13 protein-coding genes and 1 tRNA gene are annotated in these 16463 nt (G+C 67.5%); 11 read left to right on the forward strand and 3 right to left on the reverse strand.

Annotated elements, in window-relative coordinates; translation table 11 throughout:
- The first annotated feature begins 62 nt into the window (after positions 1 to 62).
- From RIV12_RS07650 to RIV12_RS07660, 3 genes are all read left to right on the forward strand, one after another.
- On the forward strand, positions 63 to 1709 hold the full coding sequence (locus RIV12_RS07650) for an alpha/beta hydrolase (RefSeq protein WP_309323053.1): 1647 nt from the start codon (positions 63 to 65) through the stop codon (positions 1707 to 1709).
- Between the two features lie 183 nt (positions 1710 to 1892).
- Positions 1893 to 3626, forward strand: coding sequence for an alpha/beta hydrolase (locus tag RIV12_RS07655; RefSeq protein WP_309323037.1), 1734 nt, complete (start codon positions 1893 to 1895; stop codon positions 3624 to 3626).
- A gap of 72 nt (positions 3627 to 3698) precedes the next feature.
- Positions 3699 to 5321, forward strand: a complete 1623-nt coding sequence (locus RIV12_RS07660) for an alpha/beta hydrolase (RefSeq protein ID WP_309323038.1) — start codon at positions 3699 to 3701, stop codon at positions 5319 to 5321.
- Between the two features lie 138 nt (positions 5322 to 5459).
- Here RIV12_RS07660 and RIV12_RS07665 read toward each other — a convergent pair whose 3' ends face one another.
- Together RIV12_RS07665 and RIV12_RS07670 are read right to left on the reverse strand one after the other, a co-directional pair.
- Positions 5460 to 6458, reverse strand: coding sequence for an asparaginase (locus tag RIV12_RS07665; protein WP_309323039.1), 999 nt, complete (start codon positions 6456 to 6458; stop codon positions 5460 to 5462).
- Positions 6459 to 6477: 19 nt separating this feature from the next.
- Complete coding sequence (locus tag RIV12_RS07670) at positions 6478 to 8025, reverse strand: amino acid permease (protein ID WP_309323040.1); 1548 nt, start codon at positions 8023 to 8025, stop codon at positions 6478 to 6480.
- 319 nt (positions 8026 to 8344) lie between these two features.
- Here RIV12_RS07670 and RIV12_RS07675 point away from each other — a divergent pair.
- The 3 genes from RIV12_RS07675 to RIV12_RS07685 all read left to right on the forward strand — a co-directional run bounded on the left by RIV12_RS07675 (position 8345) and on the right by RIV12_RS07685 (position 10440).
- A tRNA-Thr gene (locus tag RIV12_RS07675) sits at positions 8345 to 8417 on the forward strand.
- 618 nt (positions 8418 to 9035) lie between these two features.
- Positions 9036 to 9365 carry a histone-like nucleoid-structuring protein Lsr2 gene (locus RIV12_RS07680; RefSeq protein ID WP_009395062.1) on the forward strand — a complete coding sequence of 110 codons (330 nt, stop codon included), beginning with the start codon at positions 9036 to 9038 and terminating at the stop codon, positions 9363 to 9365.
- A gap of 337 nt (positions 9366 to 9702) precedes the next feature.
- Positions 9703 to 10440, forward strand: coding sequence for a phosphoglyceromutase (locus RIV12_RS07685; protein WP_009746805.1), 738 nt, complete (start codon positions 9703 to 9705; stop codon positions 10438 to 10440).
- Between the two features lie 90 nt (positions 10441 to 10530).
- Here RIV12_RS07685 and phoU read toward each other — a convergent pair whose 3' ends face one another.
- On the reverse strand, positions 10531 to 11211 hold the full coding sequence (gene phoU / locus RIV12_RS07690; protein ID WP_003787867.1) for a phosphate signaling complex protein PhoU: 681 nt from the start codon (positions 11209 to 11211) through the stop codon (positions 10531 to 10533).
- A gap of 202 nt (positions 11212 to 11413) precedes the next feature.
- Between phoU and RIV12_RS07695 the strand changes: the two genes are divergently transcribed.
- From RIV12_RS07695 to RIV12_RS07715, 5 genes are all read left to right on the forward strand, one after another.
- Positions 11414 to 12604: a sensor histidine kinase gene (locus tag RIV12_RS07695; RefSeq protein WP_309323041.1), complete on the forward strand. Its 1191-nt coding sequence runs from the start codon at positions 11414 to 11416 to the stop codon at positions 12602 to 12604.
- A gap of 83 nt (positions 12605 to 12687) precedes the next feature.
- On the forward strand, positions 12688 to 13419 hold the full coding sequence (locus RIV12_RS07700) for a response regulator transcription factor (RefSeq protein ID WP_075418205.1): 732 nt from the start codon (positions 12688 to 12690) through the stop codon (positions 13417 to 13419).
- A 143-nt stretch (positions 13420 to 13562) separates the two neighbouring features.
- The gene (locus RIV12_RS07705; protein WP_003779424.1) at positions 13563 to 14045 is read left to right on the forward strand and encodes a CarD family transcriptional regulator; all 483 of its coding nucleotides are present in this window, start codon (positions 13563 to 13565) and stop codon (positions 14043 to 14045) included.
- A gap of 51 nt (positions 14046 to 14096) precedes the next feature.
- Positions 14097 to 14942, forward strand: coding sequence for an IspD/TarI family cytidylyltransferase (locus tag RIV12_RS07710; protein WP_309323042.1), 846 nt, complete (start codon positions 14097 to 14099; stop codon positions 14940 to 14942).
- Between the two features lie 61 nt (positions 14943 to 15003).
- Entirely contained in the window at positions 15004 to 16449 is a 1446-nt protein-coding gene (locus RIV12_RS07715; protein WP_309323043.1) for an MFS transporter, read from the forward strand.
- The last annotated feature ends 14 nt before the right edge of the window (positions 16450 to 16463 follow it).

A 16463-nucleotide genomic window follows, 5' to 3' on the forward strand; every position in this document is an offset into this window, starting at 1 on the left:
GTCCCTCAGATGCCTGCCGATGACACGGGCATGTTCCGTTTAGCATTTGTAATATGGCGACCATGAAAAATGACGTGAAACACTCCTCCTGTTCGGGTCGAACCGCTTCAGGTCGTCGGGTGGGTGCCGGGGTGCTGGCGGCTGTGGCGGGTGTGTGCCTGGGGGTGGGGGCCGGTGTGGTTCCTGCGGCTGCGGTGCCTGCCGCGGGTCCGGCTCCGGCAGCCTCTTCCAATTCCAAGGCTGCGGTGCCCAAGGGGCTGGAGTCCTTCTATGGTCAGAAGGTCGACTGGTATGACTGCGTGGCCACTGCCGGGGTGGAGAAGTCGGCTGATAAGACTGGTTTTCAGTGCGCCAAGGTCAAGGTGCCGTTGGACTACTCCCAGCCGGATGGGCAGACCATTGAGATCGCGATGAAGAAGCACCTGGCCGCCGGCTCGACGCGCCAGGGCACCCTCTTCATGAACCCCGGCGGCCCCGGTGAATCCGGGGTGAACGACATCGGCGAGTCGGTGACCTCGACCTTCGCCGGCGTGCAGAAGGCCTACGACATCATCGGCTTCGACCCCCGCGGTGTCGGCTCCTCCACCGCCGTGAACTGCACCTCCGACACCGAGCTGGAGGCGGCGTCGGAAGGTACTCCGGTCAATGCCGGAGAAGGCGGCATGACGTTCGAGCAGCGTGCCGCCGTCATCTCCGCACAGTTCAAGCAGTTCGAGGCCAGTTGCGCGGCGAACACCAAGCCGACTGAGCTGCTCGACCATGTGGACACCGTCTCGGTGGCTCGGGATCTCGACGTGCTGCGGGCGCTGTCCGGGGACCAGAAGCTCAACTACGCGGGCTTCTCCTACGGCACCTACCTGGGGGCTCACTACGCCGAGCTCTTCCCCGCCAACACCGGCCGCATGTTCCTCGACGGCGCCCAGGACCCCAGTCTCAGCTTCACCGAGCTCATTAAGGGACAGGCTCGGGGCTTCGAGCGGGCGCTGCGCAACTATGTCGCCTGGTGCCAGTCGGGGCAGAGCTGCCCCCTGTCCGGTGATGTCGACGCGGGCGTCCAGCAGATCGGGGACATCTTCACCTCGGCCGACCAGTCGCCCGTGCCCTCCTCGGACGTGACCCGTCCGGTGACGGGCGACGACATGAAGCAGGTCGTGTCGGTCATGCTCTATTCTCCGGAAACCGCGTGGGACACCCTGAATGAGGCATTTGGGGAGGTCGTCAACGAGAATAACGCCTGGGCCTTCAGGTCTATCGCGGACCAGCTTGACGCTCAGCCCCTGGCCAGCACCGGTGCGTTGATCAGCGTCAACTGCCTGGACTACCGGGTCGAGGGCGACATGGCCACCTGGAAGGCGCAGAGTGAGGAGCTGCAGAAGATCTCACCTCGGTTCGCATCCACTTTCGATGGAGTCGAACTGGGGTGCCAGGCCTGGGGGCACACCGGCACCCAACCGCCCAAGGCGCTCCACGCCAAGGGAGCCGCGCCGATCCTCGTGATCGGGACGACCGGCGACCCGGCCACTCCGTACGAGGATGCCGTGGCCCTGGCCGATCAGCTGGACTCCGGCCAGCTCCTCACCTGGGAGGGCAACGGGCATACGGCTTACGCCAGCTCCGGGAGCGGCCCCTGTGTCACCAAGGCGGTCGACACCTACCTGCTCACCGGCACCATGCCCAAGAAGGGGCTGACGTGCCACGGCACGGAGTGAGCCCTCGAGGAACCGCCGCTCTCCTACCGGCTCTCCACTGAGGATCGTCAAGGAGCGTCGTGGGTACTCGTCACCGTGGTTGGGACGCTGGAGTCAAGCGCCCCAACCACGCTTCTTTTTCGTCCCTCAGATGCCTGCACATGACGCGGGCATGTTCCGTTTACTGTTTGTAATATAACGTTCATGAAAAATGGCGTGAATGAATTCTCCGGTCCGCGACGAGTCGCTTCAAGGCGCCGTCGGGTGTCTGCTGGGGCGCTGGCTGCTGTGGCGGGTGTGTGCCTGGGGGCGGGGGCCGTGGTTCCTGCCGCGGCGGTGCCTGCTGCGGGGCCGGCTCCGGTTGCCAAGGCGGCGGTCCCCCAGGGGCTGGAGTCCTTCTACGGTCAGAAGGTCGACTGGTATGACTGCGCAGCCACCGGTGGGATGGAGAAGTCGGCTGACAAGACCGGTTTTCAGTGCGCCAAGGTCACAGTGCCGTTGGACTACTCCCAGCCGGATGGGCAGACCATTGAGATCGCGATGAAGAAGCACCTGGCCACCGGCTCGACGCGCCAGGGCACCCTCTTCGCCAATCCCGGCGGTCCCGGCTACTCCGGGGTGGACATGGTGGAGAACAACGAGACCCAGTTCTCGCCCACCGTCAACCAGGCCCACGACATCATCGGCTTCGACCCCCGCGGCGTCGGCTCCTCCACCGCCATCACCTGCGACGACGGCGCAGGTCAGCAGCCCGCCGGAGCCGCCCAGGGGGGCATGGGAGTCGACGACCCCCTGCCCGGTTCCCTCATCGCCGACGCCGTCGGAGACGACCCCACCCCCTTCCGGGACGCCCAGGATCCTGCCGCCGACGGCGGTGCGGAGGGCAACATCAGCTTCCCGACCCTGATCGACGAGATCACCAAGGACTTCAAGCAGGAGGAGGCCAACTGCGCCGCCCACACCAAGCCGGCCGGGCTGCTCGACCATGTGGACACCGTCTCGGTGGCCCGGGACCTCGATGTTCTGCGGGCGCTGTCCGGGGACCAGAAGCTCAACTACCTGGGCTTCTCCTACGGTACCTACCTGGGGGCCATCTACGCCGACCTGTTCCCGGCCAACACCGGCCGCATGTTCCTCGACGGCGCCGTCGACCCCACCCTGTCACTGGGTGGCCGGGCCGCCGGGCAGGCCAAGGGCTTCGAGACCTCGCTGCGCACCTACGTCGAGCAGTGCCAGTCCGGTCAGGCCGTCCAGGAGGGCCAAGGATGTCCGCTGACGGGTGACGCCGATGCCGGGGTGCAGCAGATCCGGGCTCTCATCACCTCGGCCGACCAGACGCCGCTGAAGACCGCGGACCCGAATGTCACCGTGGACGGCCGCACGATCCGCAGCGTTGTCCGCCGCTTCCTGTACTCCTCCGAGTACTGGCCCCTCCTCACCTACGCGCTCGACCAGGCCATCACCCAGAAGGACGGCTCCTACGTCCAGGTGCTCTACGGGAGGGCGACGGCCGGAAGCAGCACACCGACCTTCTACGCCGTCAACTGCCAGGACATCCCCGTCCAGGGCGACGTGACCAGCTGGGAGAAGGAGTACCGGCAGAACCTCCAGAGCTCGCCGACCTTCGGCGCCGCCTTGAGCAACCAGGATGCGCGATGCCGGGCCTGGGGGCACAACGGGACCCGCAAGCCCGCACCCATCCACGCCAAGGGGGCGGCCCCCATCCTGGTGGTGGGCACCACCGGTGACCCGGCCACGCCCTACGCCTGGTCCCAGGCGCTGGCCGATCAGCTCGAGTCCGGTCGGCTCCTCACCTGGGAGGGCAACGGCCACACCGCCTACGGGCGCTCGGGTCCATGCATTCACAACGCCGTTGACGCCTACCTCATCAGCGGGACCGTGCCCGAGCCGGGTCTGACCTGCAAGAACGGTCAGTGAGGCCGGCCCGTCCATGGCCCGGGCGCCTCGACGGGAACTTGTCCCCATTCCGCCTTCAGGAGGAGGCCCCCAGTGGTTCGGCAACATAGGGTTCACGTCGTGACTACTGCGACTTCTCATCAGCCTCGTACCAAGCGTCTGGTCTCGGCGCTCGCTGCGCTTCTTGCGTGCGCGGGCCTGACCGCCTGCCAGGACGAAACCGACATCAAGGCCTCGCCGGCAACGGCGTCGGCCTCGGCAGCGGTCCCGGCCGGGCTGGAGAGCTTCTACAACCAGAAGGTCTCCTGGTACGCCTGTGCCAAGACGGGGATGGCTAAGGCGAAGTCGGGGCAGGACACCGGCTTCACCTGCGCCAAGGTCAAGGTGCCGTTGGACTACGACAACCCCGGCGGCAAGACGATTGAGATCGCAGTGAAGAAGCGGGCCGCCAGCGAGGACTCGGTCGGGTCGCTGTTCGTCAACCCGGGCGGGCCGGGAGGGTCGGGCATCGAGCTGGTCGACGGCGTCGGTTCCTACTTCTCCAAGAACCTCACCAACTCCTACGACGTCGTCGGCTTCGACCCGCGGGGTGTGGGCGCCTCCACGGCCGTCGACTGCCTGACCGACGCCGAGCTCGACGCCGAACGGGCCGGGGCGAACGACCCGGCGATCCCTTCGGCCACGGCCACCCAGGAGCGGGCTCAGAAGATGAACGCCTCGTGCGAGTCGAAAACCAGCACCTCGGGACTCCTGGACCACATCGACACCATCAGTGCCGCCAAGGATCTCGACATCCTGCGTGCGGTCGACGGCCAGCAGGCGCTCACCTACCTGGGCTTCTCCTACGGCACCTACCTGGGGGCCACCTACGCCGAGCTGTTCCCGGCCAACACGGGGCGGCTGGTCCTCGACGGCGCCGTCGACCCCACCCTGGGTGCTGAGGAGCTGGCCATGGGCCAGGCCAAGGGCTTCGAGGCGTCTTTGCGGGCCTACGTGCAGAGCTGTCAGAGCTCCAAGGTGGGTTGCCCCCTGAGCGGGGACGTCGACTCCGGCGTCTCCCAGATCCGCGAGTTCCTCGAGTCCACGAAGACGGCGCCGCTCCCGACCTCCGACGACAAGCGGCCGTTGACCTACGACCTGGCTGTGTACGGGGTACTGGGATCGATGTACCAGACCCAGCTGTGGCCCACCCTCAACCTGGGACTGTCCCAGGCGATGGGCAAGATGGGGAAGCCGGACGGAAGCACGCTGCTGACCATCGCCGACACCATCTCCTCCCGCAAGGGCGACGGCAGCTACTCCAACAACGGAACTGAGGCCCTCATGGCGGTCAACTGCCTGGACTACCCGGTCCAGGGGGACAACGCCTCCTGGGAGGAGAATGCCAAGGCCGTCAAGGAGGCCTCACCCACCTTCAGCTCCCAGCTGCTCTACCCCAACGCCTACTGCCAGGGCTGGGGCCACACGTCGAGCCGCAAGCGCGAGAAGATCACGGCTTCCGGTGCCGCACCGATCCTCGTGGTGGGCACCACCGGTGACCCGGCCACGCCCTACGCCTGGTCCCAGGCGCTGGCCGATCAGCTCGAGTCCGGCCAGCTCCTGACCTGGAAGGGTGACGGCCACACCGCCTACGGGCGCTCCAACGACTGCGTCAAGAAGGCCGTGGACACCTACCTGCTCAACGGGACGATGCCGGACAAGGGACTCACCTGCTGACCATCGCGGGGGTGTCCGGCAGGCCCGGCTCCCGGAGGTCGTGAGAATCGGTCCCGGACGACGTTCAGGTCATCCGGGACCGATTCTTCAGCGGGGCGGTGGAGCCGCCGGAGCTGCGGGGCTTCTGGCCCCTTCGGCTCACTCGCTCAGCTCGCCGGCGATGGAGCGTCCCATCCACCTGGCCAGATCGTCACCTGCCAGTCCCTGCGAGAGCAGGAACTGGACCTTGGCGTAGGTGGCCTCCAGGGTCATGTCGCGGCTGCCGACGGCGCCACTGCGAGCCAGCGCGTCACCGGCTTCATAGTGCCCCAGGAGGACCTCGGCCTCGTGGCACTGGGACGTGACGATGACGGCCGTCCCGGCGGCGATCACCCGTTCGACGACGTCGGTCAGCCCCGGCTCGAGGGACGGTACGTTGCCGACTCCGAAGGCCCGCAGGATCACGGCCTCGGGCAGCGGCGTCAGCAGTGCCTCCAGACGCGCCGCAGTGATGCCCGGGACCAGGTCGACCACAACGACGTCGTGGCGGGAGTAGGGAGCGGCATCCCCCCAACCGGCCCCCGCCCGCGCGGTCTGAGCCCACTGCCATGGGGCGCCGGTGGTGGCCACAGGGGCCGCATTGGGGGACTCGAAGCCGGCGAAGGCCCACGAGGAGGACTTCGTCGCCCGATTGCCGGCCAGGAGCCGATTGCCGAAGAACAGTGTCACCCCGCCGATGCGCCCGGAGGTGGCGGCCTTGAGCGCCCCGGTGACATTCGCCGAGGCGTCGCTTCCCACCTCTCCGAGCGGGAGCTGGGAACCGGTGAGGACGACGGGAACGCACAGGTCCGTCAGCGCATAGGACAGGGCGGCGCTGGTGTAGGCCATCGTGTCGGTCCCATGCAGGACCACGAAGGCGGCCTGTGGGTCGGCAGCGGCGTGGGCGCGCAGGTCATCCACGATCGCCTGCCAGGACAGAGGGGTGGCGTTCGAGGAGTCGATGAGCGGGTCCAGCGAGGTCACTGTCACCGAGTCCGCCAGGGGCGTGCCCGCCAGCAGCGAGTCGAGCCACCCCTCCAGATCCGCGCCGGGTACGAGGCCGTGAGGGGAGTCCACCATCCCGATGGTTCCTCCGGTGTAGGTGATGTGGACGTGCATGGGCTCAGCCTCCTGTCGGTCAGGCCTCGTGCGCCGGGGCGGACGCGGCCCCGTCCACCTCGGCGGCGAGGACCTCATCGAGCAGGTCGCCCCGGATGCGTCCTCGCACCGCGTACCAGCCCGCCACCATCATGACAACGACAATGGTGAACAGGCCCAGGGTCCAACGTCCCGCCGGGTCGGCCACGTTCGAGGCGACGACGACGGTGAAGAAGGCCAGGGCCGCGTAGTTGCTCCAGGGGGCGAAGGGCATCCGGTAGGCCGGTCGTACCTCCTTGCCCTCCTGCACCCGGCGCAGGAAGGCGAGGTGGGTGACGAGGATGGCTCCCCAGGTTCCGGCGATGCCGATTCCGGCCAGGTTCATGACGATGTCGAAGGCGTCACCGGGCAGGTAGGCGTTGAGGATGACGCCGAGCAGCCCCAGGGAGGAGGTGATGATGATGCCTCCGGCGGGAACCTGGTGCTTGTTGAGTCCCGCCGCCACCCGAGGTGCTTCGCCGGCCACGGCCATGGAGCGCAGAGTGCGCCCGGTGGCGTACAGGCCGGCGTTGAGAGAGGACAGCGCGGCGGTGAGGACCACGACCTGGATGATGTCGCCGGCATAGGGCACGCCGATCCCGGAGAAGAAGGTGACGAAGGGCGACTCGGTCTTCGAATAGGACGTGTAGGGAAGGACCAGCGCCAGCAGCATGACCGAGCCGACGTAGAAGACGAAGATACGCAGGATCATTGAGTTGATCGCCTTGGGAAGGATTTTCTCCGCGTCCTTCGCCTCTCCGGCGGCCACTCCTACCATCTCCGTGCCGCCGAAGGCGAAGACCACACCGAGGGTCAGGGCGAAGACGATCGGGAATCCCTCCGGGAAGAAGCCCCCGTTTCCGAGGATGTTATGAGCCCCTGCGGTGATCGCCCCTCCATCTGAGTCTGTTCCGGTGTGAAGCCCGAGGAAAATAGCGACGATGGCCGCCACCATGAAGGACACGATGGCGGCGACCTTGATGAGTGCGAACCAGAACTCAGCCTCCCCGAACATCTTGACGTTAAGCATGTTGAGGATGAAGACCAGGATGAGTGCGATGAGCGCGAAGGCCCACTGCGGGACAACCTTCAGCACCGTCCAGTAGTGGAGGTAGAGGGCCACGGCCGTGATGTCGGCCATGACGGTGACCGACCAGTCCAGGAAGAAGAACCAGCCGGTGATGTAGGCGCCCTTCTCACCGAGGAACTCACGGGCGTAGGAGACGAATGCGCCGGAGGAGGGTCTGCGGATGGCGAGCTCGCCCAGAGCGCGCACCATGAGGAAGGCGAAGACTCCGCAGACGGCATAGGCGAACATCAGTCCCGCCCCGCCGTCCTTGAGCCGGCCGCCGGCACCCATGAAAAGGCCCGTGCCGATGGAGCCGCCAATGGCGATCATCTGGAGATGGCGATTCTTCAGAGCCTTGTTGTATCCGGCGTCGCCACGGTCCTGGATCTGGTCGTGCCGGGAAGTGCTGGAGGGCGAAGGTGAAGCACCCGCTTGTGGCGATGAAGAGGTGGGGGAGTGACTGGACGGAGACTCGCTCATGGGGATCCTTACGGAGAGGGAGACTGGTGAATGTGATGTGCGGAGAATACCGGGACCGGTCGGTTCGGATGGTACGAGGCGGCTTCTGAGACCGACCGCGCATCCTCTCCAGGATGCGCCCGGCCGCTGTCATGTTCCACTGCCGAGCCGGGGGAAACCGGGGATTTCTGGGGCTAGGGAGGAGCCTCTGTCTCCGGACGCGGCTGTGATGCGGCAAGGAGGACGGTTGACTGTGTCGAGGAACACGGCTCTCCTTGTGGCGCTGGATTGCGGTGGCGGCCGTAGGGCCGGTATGTTCGGCTCTGCTGCTTGTGCCAGCGCCGCCTTAGCTCAGTCGGCAGAGCGATTCACTCGTAATGAATAGGTCGTGGGTTCGATTCCCACAGGCGGCTCGTTCAGCCCCGGGAGGTAATGCCTCCCGGGGCTTTTGTGTCCCCTGCTCCTCACCTGTGGCCCCTCGATGTGCCTTCCGGCACATTCGGTGGCTCCGGCGGTTGTTCCGTGTGCGCGCTTTCCGGGATGGTCGTGTGGCTGAAATCCTTCGCCGTCGAGTGTTGGAGGTGGGTGATGGTTCGGTCCGGGGTGGATTCTCCCGGCTTCACATGAGGCGTCCGCAGAGCAAGAACCGCGGTGACATGGACATTCTCTTCCGGCTGAGAGAATCCCCTACTGCTGTCTGAGAGTCATCTGGGAGATGTGACGTCTCGGATTGACTGATCGTTGGATACCTCTAGCGGGTCGGGGGAGAGTGCGTGTCGTGTCCGGATTGTTCGACTGGGTCTCGTGAGGATCTCCAAAGGGTGCCTCAGTGCTTTCACAGTTTTCTTCTCGACCATCAAGGCGTCCGGGGTGGTATGACGCCACGCATCACCGTGTGATTAGCGGGCGGGTGGCCGGTAATGCGGGCGGCGAAAACTGTGTTGCATTGAGGGCGACTATTGTTTAATCTAACGTTGTCCGCAGCGGGATACATCCTTCCGACCCGCTCCCCCCAGTCAGAATGAGGAATCATGGCACAGAAGACTCAGGTCATCCTCGTCGACGATGTCGACGGGTCCGAGGCCAATCAGACCGTCACCTTCGCCCTTGATGGTGTCTCCTACGAGATCGACCTGAACGACGAGCACGCAGCCGCTCTTCGTGAGTCCCTTGAGGAATGGGTCGGAAAGGCGCGTCGCACCGGCGGTCGTCGTAGTTCCGGTCGTCGCCGTTCCAGCGGTCCTTCTGACACTCAGAAGATTCGCGAGTGGGCCCGTGAGCAGGGCCTTGAGGTTTCTGACCGCGGTCGCGTCTCCGCTGAGGTGCGCAAGGCCTACTACGAGGTCAACCCCGGCAACTGAGGGAACAAGGAGGCGCCGGGTTCACTTGAGCCGGCACCCCGCGTCGAGTCATTCTCGAGCTGATTGCCACCTCGCACCTCGACTCTGGTCATGCGCTCAGGCGCATCGCCAGAGCCGTTGTGTTTTCAATACGTGAATTCATCCCGTGACTGGGCGGTATCGCTGTGAGTGGTGCCGCCGAGCCGATGCGCCGGTACCCTTGACAGTCCGCATAGTGAATCCGGCGGGCTACCTGATGAGCTCAATGAGTGCGGGAGCGGGTGGCGCTGCGCTCTCACCCACCGAGGTCGGCCTTCAGGGCCTCGCGCCATGCCTGTGATCCTGGCAGGATAGGCCCATGGCTTACACCCTCGTACTGCTCCGCCACGGCGAGAGCGAATGGAACGCGAAGAACCTCTTCACCGGCTGGGTCGATGTCCCGCTGTCAGACAAGGGCCGCGCCGAGGCCGTCCACGGCGGCGAGCTCCTCAAGGAGGCCGGTGTCCTCCCCGAGAAGCTCTTCACCTCGATGCTGCGCCGCGCCATCATGACCGCCAACCTCTCCCTGGACGCCGCCGACCGCCACTGGATCCCGGTGGAGCGAGACTGGCGCCTCAACGAGCGCCACTACGGCGCCCTGCAGGGCAAGAACAAGAAGGAGATCCGCGACGAGTACGGGGAGGAGCAGTTCATGCAGTGGCGCCGCTCCTACGACGTGCCGCCGCCGGCCATCGAGCCCGGCTCCGAGTTCTCCCAGGACACCGACCCCCGCTACGCCGGTGAGCCCATCCCCGCCACCGAGTGCCTCAAGGACGTCCTCGAGCGCCTCCTGCCCTACTGGGAGGGCACCATTGTCCCCGAGATCAAGACCGGCAAGACCGTCATGATCGCCGCCCACGGCAACTCGCTGCGCGCCATCGTCAAGCACCTCGACGACATCTCCGACGACGACATCGCCGGCGTCAACATCCCCACCGGGATCCCGCTGGTCTACGAGCTCGACGAGGAGACCCTCAAGCCGCTCAAGAAGGGCGGCCGCTACCTCGACCCCGAGGCCGAGGCCAAGATCGCGGCAGTGGCCAACCAGGGCAAGTGAGCCCCGGCGGCCTGTCGCATTCTGAATGACTCGGGCGGCGTCGAACCTGCAGGAAGGTCCGACGCCGCCCGTCTCGTCAGTCTCGGGTGCTCAGTGGAGCGCGTCGGCATCCTCGGCGTCGTGCGTCTCCGGCATGGAGGCGCCCGAGACGAGGTAGGCCACGCGGCTGGCCACCGACGTCGAGTGGTCGCCGAAGCGCTCCAGGAACCGGCCCATGAGGACGGCGTCGATGACCTGCTGGCGGCTCAGGTCGTGAGCCGGATCCAGGATCATCTGGAAGGAGCGGCGGTGCAGGGCGTCGAGCTCGGCGTCGTTGGTCTGAATGACGGAGGCCAGCTCCAGGTCCCGCGTCGAGATGAGGCGGGCGACGTCCTTGCCCGCGCGCACCGCCAGGTCCGCCATCTCAAGGATGAGGCCCAGGACCGGCTCGGGCAGCGGCGGCTCGGGGTAACGGCCGCGGGCGATGGCCGCCACATGGCGAGCCAGGTCGCCCTGGCGCTCCAGGGTCTGGGCCATGCGCAGTGCGGACAGCACGTTACGCAGGTCCCCGGCCACCGGCTGCTGACGGGCCAGCAGCATGACGCACAGGTCGTCGATGTCGCGCTGGAGGTCGTTGATGCGCTCGTCGGCGTCGATCACCTGCTCCGCGATGACGATGTCCCCCTGGCGCAGGGACTCCGCGGCCCGCTCGATCGCGGTGGCGACCTGGTTGGCCATGGACTCGAGGTCGGAGCCCAGCTGCTTGAGCTCCTGGTTGAAGATGGCGCGCATGAGGTTGCTCCTGTTCCGGGCGAGGGCCGATGGATCGGGCCGGTCGGCGATGTGGCTCGACGGCGCTGCTCGACGATCCCGCCGAGGCCGCCGCCAAGGATGTTGTCCCTAAGCACAGCAGCCCCACGACGCCGCCGCAAGCGGCACGCCCAGGGCCGGAGCCGGCCGGTAGGCGCCGTGGGGACTCAACTACCCTAGAAGCGTGGGCCTGACCGTCACCGTTCTCCTCCTCGCCGCCGCCGGCCTCATGTGCCTGGGGGTGGTGATCGGCATCGCGCTGTCCCGGCGTGAGCGCAGGGCGGCCACGAGCGCCGCCGACCTGGCCGGCCTGGCCGGGACCGACACGGCCGTCCCGGTGCTGGCGGCGCTGCGCTCGACAGTCGTCGTCCTCGATGACGACGACGAGGTCCTGCGCGCCTCGGCGTCGGCCTACACCTTCAACATCGTGCGCGACGACGCCGTCATCGAGCCGACCGTGGTGGCGATGGTGAGCCGCGTGCGCGCCTCGGGCCAGGCGCAGGACGCGGCCGTCACCGTGGCTCGGGGGCGGGTGCCGGGCGCGGGCCAGTTCCACCTGCAGGTGCGCGTGGCCGGCATCGGCCAGGGGCGTGTCCTCATCCTCATCGAGGACCACACCGCCGCCCGCCGGGTGGAGGCCATGCGCCGCGACTTCGTCGCCAACGTCTCCCATGAGCTCAAGACCCCGGTCGGCGCGATCCAGCTGCTCGCCGAGACCGTTGAGGCCGGTGCCGACGACCCCGACTTCGTGCGCGACTACTCCGGGCGCATGCGCAAGGAGGCCCGGCGCCTGGGCGTCCTGGTCCAGGAGATCATCGAGCTCACCCGCCTCCAGGAGGGCGACGCCCTGGCAGAGCCCGAGGCCGTCGACATCGACGACGTCGTCACCGAGGCCGTGGACCGGGTGCGCGTCGAGGCCGACGGCCGCCAGATCACCCTCGTGGCCGGGGGGACCAAGGGGCTGCGGGTGCGCGGCGACGCCGCCCTCATCACCACCGCCGTGCGCAACCTGCTGGACAACGCCATCCGCTACTCCGAGCCGCGCACCCGGGTCTCGGTGGGCGTCTCGCTGGACGCGGAGGACCCCGACATCGTGCGCATCGCCGTGGTCGACCAGGGCATCGGCATCCCCAAGGAGGAGCAGGAGCGCGTCTTCGAACGCTTCTACCGGGTCGACAAGGCCCGCTCGCGGGCCACCGGCGGCACCGGCCTGGGCCTGAGTATCGTCAAGCACGTGGCCGCCGACCACGGTGGCACCGTCGAGCTGTGGTCCGCCCCGGGGCGCGGCTCCACCTTCACCCTCGTGCTGCCGCGCCTGCCCGAGGGCGAGCCCGCCGACGCCGCAGCGGGTGACTCCTCGGGGAGCGGGTCATGAGCCCGGCCGGGCACTCCGCAGCGTCGGGCACTGGGGCGGGTGCAGGGCCGGTCGCACCCTCCGGTGCGTCGGCCACGTCGCCGATGATGCCGGTGAGCGGTCCGATTCGAATCCTCCTGGTCGAGGATGAGGAGAACTTCCGCGACCCGCTCGCCTTCGGCCTGCGGCGCGACGGCTTCGAGGTGGTCGAGGCCGAGGACGGTCAGCGCGCCGTCGAGATCTTCGAGGCCTCCCGGCGCCCCGGTGGTGTCGGCCCCATCGACCTGGTCCTGCTGGACCTCATGCTGCCGCGGTTGGACGGGACCGAGGTGTGCACGCGCATCCGGCGCACCTCCTCCGTGCCGGTCATCATGCTCACTGCTAAGGACACCGAGCTGGACAAGATCGTCGGCCTGGAGATCGGGGCCGACGACTACGTCACCAAGCCCTACTCCTACCGGGAGCTCCTGGCCAGGCTCAAGGCGGTTCTGCGCCGTAGCCGCGCCGCCACCCCCGAGTCCGAACCGGTTCTGGGCGCCGGCCCGGTGCGGATGGACGTCGAACGGCACGAGGTCAGAGTCGACGGCGAGGTGGTCGCCATGCCGCTGCGGGAGTTCGAGCTCCTGGAGCTGTTTCTGCGAAACCCCGGCCGCGTGCTCACCCGCAGCCAGATCATTGAGCGTCTGTGGGGGCCCGATTACGGGGGCGACACGAAAACTCTGGACGTCCATGTCAAACGACTCCGGGGCAGGATTGAGTCGGACGCCTCCAAACCGGTTCTTATCACCACGGTCAGGGGACTCGGCTATCGCCTGGATGGGGACTCGGAGCACTGATCTGCGTGTGCGGGTGACACCGGAGTTTTCGACCCCGGTCCCAGGCCTCACCCGACGTGACCTCTGTGAGATACGTCCCCGATCTTTGCGCGGAATGACCTGATAAACTAGAGGTCCGCAAACCAGTCTGGAGAGTCATCCTTATGACCTATGAAGTCGGTGAGACTGTCGTCTACCCGCACCACGGAGCCGCCCGGATCATTGATATCCGGCAGCGCAAGGTACGCGGTGAGGAGAAGACGTATCTGCAGCTCGAGGTGGCCCAGGGTGACCTGACCATCTTGGTTCCCGCCGAAAGCGTTGAGCTCATCGGTGTCCGTGACGTGGTTGACGAGACCGGTTTGGAAAAGGTCTTCGAGGTGCTGCGAGCGCCGCTGACCGAGGAGCCCACGAACTGGTCTCGCCGTTTCAAGGCCAATCAGGAGAAGATCGCCTCCGGGGATGTCATCAAGGTCGCGGAGGTCGTGCGCGACCTCTCCCGTCGTGACACGGACCGCGGTCTGTCCGCAGGCGAGAAGCGCATGCTCGCCAAGGCCCGCCAGATTCTCGTCTCCGAGCTGGCTTTGGCCCAGAAGACTCCCGAGGAGGAGGCAGAGTCCCGCCTGGACGAGGTCCTCGCCTCCTAGGTCGCGCAGCGCTCGTGCTCAGGCCGTCGGGTACGCGGTAGCGTCCTGCTCGTGAGCACCAGCCCTTCATCGCAATCATCCGCCCCGCCCGATTCCGCTCCGGGTGGGGCGGTCGCTGTTCTCACTGCGGCGGGCTCCGGTTCTCGTCTGGGAGCCGGGGTCCCCAAGGCCCTCGTCCCGGTGGGTGGCGTCAGCCTTCTGCGGCGGGCGGCGGCAGGACTCATGGCCTCGGGCGTCGTCAGCCACATCGTCGTCACCGCCCCCGCCGAGGAGGCCGACCGTTTCCGCGTCGAGCTCGAGGGCCTGTCGGACGAATCAGCCGGGCCTGAGGCGGGCCGGTGCGGCGGTATCGAGGTCGTCGCCGGGTCGCCCCGTTCCAGGCAGGCCTCCGTGGCCCTGGGGCTCGCGGCGGCCCTGGCCGCCGTGCCGCAGGCCGACGTCGTCGTCGTCCACGACGCCGCGCGGGCGCTGACGCCGCCGGAGGTGACGCAGCGGGTGATCGCCGCCGTGCGAGCCGGACACGAGGCCGTGGTTCCGGCGCTGCCCGTGACCGACACCGTCAAGGAGGTCGAGGCCCGCCAGGAGGGGGAGCCCGAGCCCGTCGTCGGCACCCCCCGGCGGGACCGGCTCCGGGCGGTCCAGACCCCCCAGGCCTTCGCGACCTCCGTGCTCGTCGCGGCCCATCGTGCCGGGGCAGCGCGGGCCGGAGACGAGGCGCTCGCCGCCTCCGACGACGCGGGCCTCGTTGAGGCCAGTGGCGGCAGCGTCGTCGTCGTTCCCGGCGACGAGCGCGCCATGAAGGTGACCACGCCGATGGATCTGGCGCTGGCCGAGCTGCTCCTGGAGCAGCGGCCCGCTCAGAGGAGTCGCCCCGCCGAGGGGAACGGGGAGAACTGACTATCAGGTCTGTTCCCCTTTCGGTACCTTCACCGGCCCGGATGGTTCTATCGTCTCTTCCATGAGCACGACAGTGACTGCTCCGACGCAGGCCGGCTCCAGCACCCGGCTCCTGTCCTGGCCCGTCATCGCCTGGGGCCTGTGGGACTGGGGGTCGGCGGCCTTCAACGCGGTCATCACCACCTTCGTCTTCACCGTCTACCTGGTCAGTGACTCCTTCGGGGCCAAGGCGGACAACGAGTCGGCGCTGTCCATCGGCCTGGCCATCGCCGGTCTGTTCATCGCCCTGCTGGCGCCGGTGACCGGGCAGCGCTCTGACAGAGGCGGGCGAACCGTCTTCTGGCTCGGGGGCTACACCGCGGTGGTGGTAGTGGTCTCGGCTGCTCTGTTCCTGGTGCGACCTGAGCCCGGCTACCTGTGGCTCGGCATCGTCCTGCTGGGACTCGGCAACATCTTCTTCGAGCTGGCCTCGGTCAACTACAACGCCATCCTCAACCACCTGGCCTCCAAGGACCGCATCGGTGCCGTCAGTGGCCTGGGGTGGGGGATGGGCTACCTCGGCGGCATCGTCCTGCTGCTCATCCTCTACGTCGCCCTCGTGGGGCCGAGCCCCCTGATCTCCTTCGCCGCTGGAAGCGGGATGGGGGTGCGTGTCGCCATGCTGGTGGCGGCGGCCTGGTTCGGTGTGTCCGCCCTTCCCGTCCTCATCAACCGCTCCCGCAGCCTTGGGCGTTCCAGCGCCGAGGACGTCGCGGAGGTCGGTGAGGGGATGGTGACTGCTGAACCGGGACGAGACCGGGCCGCCATGGAGGCTGAGCCGGAGGAGGCCGTCTCCCATCAGGGCAGGCACAAGGAATCGATCCTGACGTCCTACAAGCTGCTGTGGCGCACCCTGCTCCAGCTGCACCGCCTCCAGCCGCGCCTGCTGTGGTTCCTGCTGGCCGCCGCCGTCTTCCGGGACGGGCTGGCAGGGGTCTTCACCTACGGCGGCATCATCGCCCAGAACACCTTCGGCTTCTCATCGGGCGACGTCATCATCTTCGCCATCGTGGCCAACATCGTGGCCGGCATCGCCACCATCTGGGCCGGGCGGCTCGATGACCGCTTCGGCCCGCGCAACGTCATCATGGCCAGCCTCATCATCCTGGTGGTGGCCGGACTGCTGGTGTTCTTCCTGCACACCGCCGGGACCGTGGCCTTCTGGGTGCTGGGCCTGCTCCTGTCGGCCTGCGTGGGGCCGGCCCAGTCGGCCGCCCGGTCCTTCCTGGCCCGCCTCATCCCGGAGGGGCAGGAAGGAGAGATCTTCGGCCTCTACGCGACGACCGGGCGCGCGGTCTCCTTCATGGCGCCCGCGATGTACGGCATCTTCATCTACCTGGGGACGCGCATCGTCGGTCCGGGCGCGAACTACTGGGGGATCCTCGGGATCGTCGCCGTGCTGGCCACCGGTCTGCTCCTCATGCTGCGCGTGGGCAACCCCGTCGCCGACGAGGAGACGGCCGCGTAGGCAGCCGCCGTCGG

The organism is Actinomyces stomatis (assembly GCF_031292835.1).
GTDB lineage: Bacteria > Actinomycetota > Actinomycetes > Actinomycetales > Actinomycetaceae > Actinomyces > Actinomyces stomatis.

Bases quoted from the DNA above. Each gene is read 5' to 3' on its own strand.
- RIV12_RS07685 (WP_009746805.1), top strand. From the start codon at position 9,703: ATGGCTTACACCCTCGTACTGCTCCGCCACGGCGAGAGCGAATGGAAC.
- RIV12_RS07650 (WP_309323053.1), top strand. From the start codon at position 63: ATGAAAAATGACGTGAAACACTCCTCCTGTTCGGGTCGAACCGCTTCA.
- RIV12_RS07715 (WP_309323043.1), top strand. From the start codon at position 15,004: ATGAGCACGACAGTGACTGCTCCGACGCAGGCCGGCTCCAGCACCCGG.
- RIV12_RS07705 (WP_003779424.1), top strand. From the start codon at position 13,563: ATGACCTATGAAGTCGGTGAGACTGTCGTCTACCCGCACCACGGAGCC.
- RIV12_RS07665 (WP_309323039.1), bottom strand. From the start codon at position 6,458: ATGCACGTCCACATCACCTACACCGGAGGAACCATCGGGATGGTGGAC.
- RIV12_RS07655 (WP_309323037.1), top strand. From the start codon at position 1,893: ATGAAAAATGGCGTGAATGAATTCTCCGGTCCGCGACGAGTCGCTTCA.
- RIV12_RS07680 (WP_009395062.1), top strand. From the start codon at position 9,036: ATGGCACAGAAGACTCAGGTCATCCTCGTCGACGATGTCGACGGGTCC.
- RIV12_RS07700 (WP_075418205.1), top strand. From the start codon at position 12,688: ATGATGCCGGTGAGCGGTCCGATTCGAATCCTCCTGGTCGAGGATGAG.
- phoU (WP_003787867.1), bottom strand. From the start codon at position 11,211: ATGCGCGCCATCTTCAACCAGGAGCTCAAGCAGCTGGGCTCCGACCTC.
- RIV12_RS07670 (WP_309323040.1), bottom strand. From the start codon at position 8,025: ATGAGCGAGTCTCCGTCCAGTCACTCCCCCACCTCTTCATCGCCACAA.